General features: G+C 50.9%; 2 protein-coding genes. One reads left to right on the top strand and one right to left on the bottom strand.

The genetic code is table 11. From position 1 onward, the window contains the following. Window positions 1–925 (top strand): [Fe-Fe] hydrogenase large subunit C-terminal domain-containing protein (locus PF479_RS01670; RefSeq protein WP_298001590.1); only part of this gene is annotated, 925 nt, incomplete at its 5' end. Window positions 926–996: 71 nt separating this feature from the next. On the opposite strand, the gene PF479_RS01665 is transcribed toward PF479_RS01670, so the two are convergent. Then, window positions 997–3,021: an FAD-dependent oxidoreductase gene (locus PF479_RS01665; protein ID WP_298001588.1), complete on the bottom strand. Its 2,025-nt coding sequence runs from the start codon at window positions 3,019–3,021 to the stop codon at window positions 997–999. Window positions 3,022–3,330: the final 309 nt, after the last annotated feature.

The raw sequence follows: 3,330 nt of genomic DNA, 5'->3' as shown, positions 1-3,330 counted from the left end.
CAAAACCGTCCTTGTCGATGGGAAAGAGGCGGCTCTGCCGCAATTCACCAGCTGTTCTCCAGGATGGATTCAGTTTACAGAGTATTTCTATCCTGAATTCATGCCTAATCTGTCAAGCTGCAAGTCTCCCCAGCAAATGTTCGGAGCCCTGGCGAAGACCTACTATGCCGGAAAAGTGGGAGTAGACCCGTCAAAAATGACAGTCGTTTCGGTGATGCCCTGTACGGCCAAAAAATTCGAGGCCGCCAGGGATGAGATGAATGACAGCGGGTACCAGGATGTGGATTATGTTCTGACAACCCGGGAGCTGGGACGAATGATTAGACAGGCCGGACTGGATTTCCCGAACCTGGCCGATTCAGAAATGGATGCTCCCCTGGGAATATCATCGGGAGCGGCAGATATTTTTGCCAACACCGGTGGGGTCATGGAGGCGGCTCTGAGGACTGTTCATGAAATTGTAACCGGCAGGCCTCTACCGGGTGAAAACCTGCACATTCGGCCCCTGGCGGGTCTTGAGGGGATTAAAACCCTCTCCCTGACCCTGGAAGACACTCTTCCGGCCTGGGATTTCCTAAGAGGTGTGGAAGTAAAGCTGGCGGTAGCTCATGGACTGGGCAATGCAGCGAATCTGCTGGATGCCATTAAGGAGGGACGTGAAGGCTTTCATTTTGTAGAAATCATGTCCTGCCCCGGCGGATGTATAGGCGGCGGTGGTCAACCCCGCTTGACTGACAATAAAGTCAGGCAGTCCCGGATAAACGCCATATTCCGGGAAGATGAGGGCAAGCCACTACGCAAATCTCATGAGAATCCCGCAGTGGCGGAGCTCTACAAAGAGTTCCTAGGGGCCCCTTTGGGAGAAAAATCTCACAAATTGCTCCATACAAAGTACAGACAGAAGGCAAAGGTAACCCTGGTCTGAGGCTCTTAAAATTCAAAAAAGCCCCCGGAGGCTCAGGCCATCGGGGGCTTTTAATACTGAAACTGTTGTTATCAACCAGCCATCATCTGCATCAGACCACCGCCGTTTTTCACATTACTGAACCCCTGCTGTGCCAGGATACGGGCCGCATAGGCACTTCTGGCACCGGAGGCGCAGTACACAGTGATTTCCCGGCCTGTGTCTCCCAGCTCTGCCATGCGCCGGGGAAGTTCATCCAGGGGTATGTTCACCGCATCGGGATAGGCTCCGCCGGCAAACTCTCCGGGTGACCTGACATCCACGACGAGTAGAGAATTGTCATTCCCTGGGGACGCGGGTTCAGAACTACCCTCTCTCGCATCGGTTTCTGATGGATCAGACTCAAGATCCGACAGAGTCTTTCCCTCGGGAACAGCCATCGGAAGGTCAATGAAAGTGAAACCTCCCGATCTACCAAAGTATTCCAGACCGGGGTAACCGCCACTGACAAAGTGAACATCCGAATATCCAGCCAGAAGCAGCTGACGTACCACCCGGTGGGCCGTCTTGCCGTTATCATCTACCACAAGAATTGAAACATCCTTGTCTATCTGCGCCAGATCTTCCAGAACCTTTTCGGGGGAGAAGTTAGACGCCCCTTGGATGTGCCCCTTCTGGAAGGTAAAATAGTCCCGGATATCGATGAGAGCCATTTTTTTTCCTTCCACAAAGCCTTCAAGCTCGGCCGCGGTGATGGAGGGGCCATAGCCTGTCATTCTGTTATCTGCCACGAATCCAGCCATATTGACAGGATCATTGGCCGATCCAAAGGGAGGAGCATAGGACAGATCCAGTTCACTCAGGTCTGAAGCATTCAAACCCGCGCTTATGCCTGTGGACAGGACATCCAGTCTTTTATCCACACCGTCTTCGCCGTAGACCTGTGCGCCCAGAATCCTCCCAGTCTCCCTGTCATATACCAGATGAATAGCAACCAGAGTCCCACCTGGATAGTATGAGACATGATTCTCTTTCCGGATAGCCACGGCTTCCGCCTTGAACCCTGCCTCCAGTGCCTGTTTCAGATTCATTCCGGTGGTACCGGCAACAGCATCAAAAATCCGGACAATTGAAGTAGCCTGTGCTCCTTTGTATTTCATTTTTTCATCGGCAGTGGATGCAAGGGCGTTGTTGGCTGCGATCCGTCCCTGTCTGTTGGCAGGCCCTGCCAGAGGGATTCTCAGTTTCCGGCCCGAAACGGTATGTACCACCTCTGCCATATCCCCCCCGGCCAGAATATTCTGATCAGAGGTCTCCAGATATTCATTCACTGCGAGTCCGCCGGCTTTTCCGATTTCAAGGCCCGCAGCTTCCGCCAGTTTCAGGGTTGGTTTGACTCCTACTGACAGAAGAACCATGTCAGCTTCCAGGGTCTGACCGTTATTCAGGGTAACAGAATGATCCCCGATAGAGGTCACGGAAAGTCCCGTGTGCACCCCGATGCCCCAGGCCTGCATCTCTTTCTGAAGAAAACCTGCGGTCTCCCCTTCCATCATGGCCATCACATGAGGAGCCATCTCGACAACACTCACCTTCAGACCTCTTTTTCTGAGTGCTTCCACCATCTCAAGGCCGATAAATCCGCCCCCGATGACAACAGCAGAAGCAGGTTGTTTCTCTTCAATAAATTCATGTATACGGTCCATATCTTCCAGGGTCCACAGTGAAAAGACATGAGCCTTCTCTCCCCCGGCCAGCCCGGGAATGAAGGGTTTCCCTCCCTGGGACAGGATCAGTCTGTCATATTCAAAATTTTTTGTTATACCCGTCTCATGATTGAGAGCCCGGACTGTTTTATTCAGCCTGTCAATGCTGACGGCTTCTGTCATGGTTTCGACGGTCACATTGTACTGATCGCGAAAACTCTCGGGGCTCTGAAGAATCAGATTGCTCCGGGTTTTAATGTCACCCCCTATATAATAGGGAAGTCCGCAGTTGGCGAAAGACACATCCGGTCCTGCTTCCAATACGGTGATATCTATATCCTGATTCATTCTTCTGGCTCTGGCTGCTGCTGTTGCACCAGCGGCTACTCCGCCTATAATCAATAATTTCATAGTCATCCTCATTTCTTAAATAGAATTTATATGTATATAGTTTTTTAATATATTCAATTGTCAACACTTTGTTGATTTTTTTTTATAGATAAGAAAAGGACTAATGATTTTGTATTAGACTGAGTGAATATGTATGACTTAAAATTTTTGGAGGAGGGGCTCTCAACTATAACTTCACCCTCCGGGCCCTGGAGGGAGCTACGATCCGGGAGATTCGGTGACACTGTTGATGAAGGGTATATCAGTCGGCCTCAGCGGCAGCTTTGCCTTTTGAAATCGGAAGAGTGATTTCTTTCAGAAATTCGAGCC

This window comes from Oceanispirochaeta sp., from assembly GCF_027859075.1.
GTDB lineage: Bacteria > Spirochaetota > Spirochaetia > DSM-2461 > DSM-2461 > Oceanispirochaeta.
The sequence above is the reverse complement of the archived record's forward strand: the minus strand, read 5'-3'. Positions and strand labels throughout refer to the sequence as shown.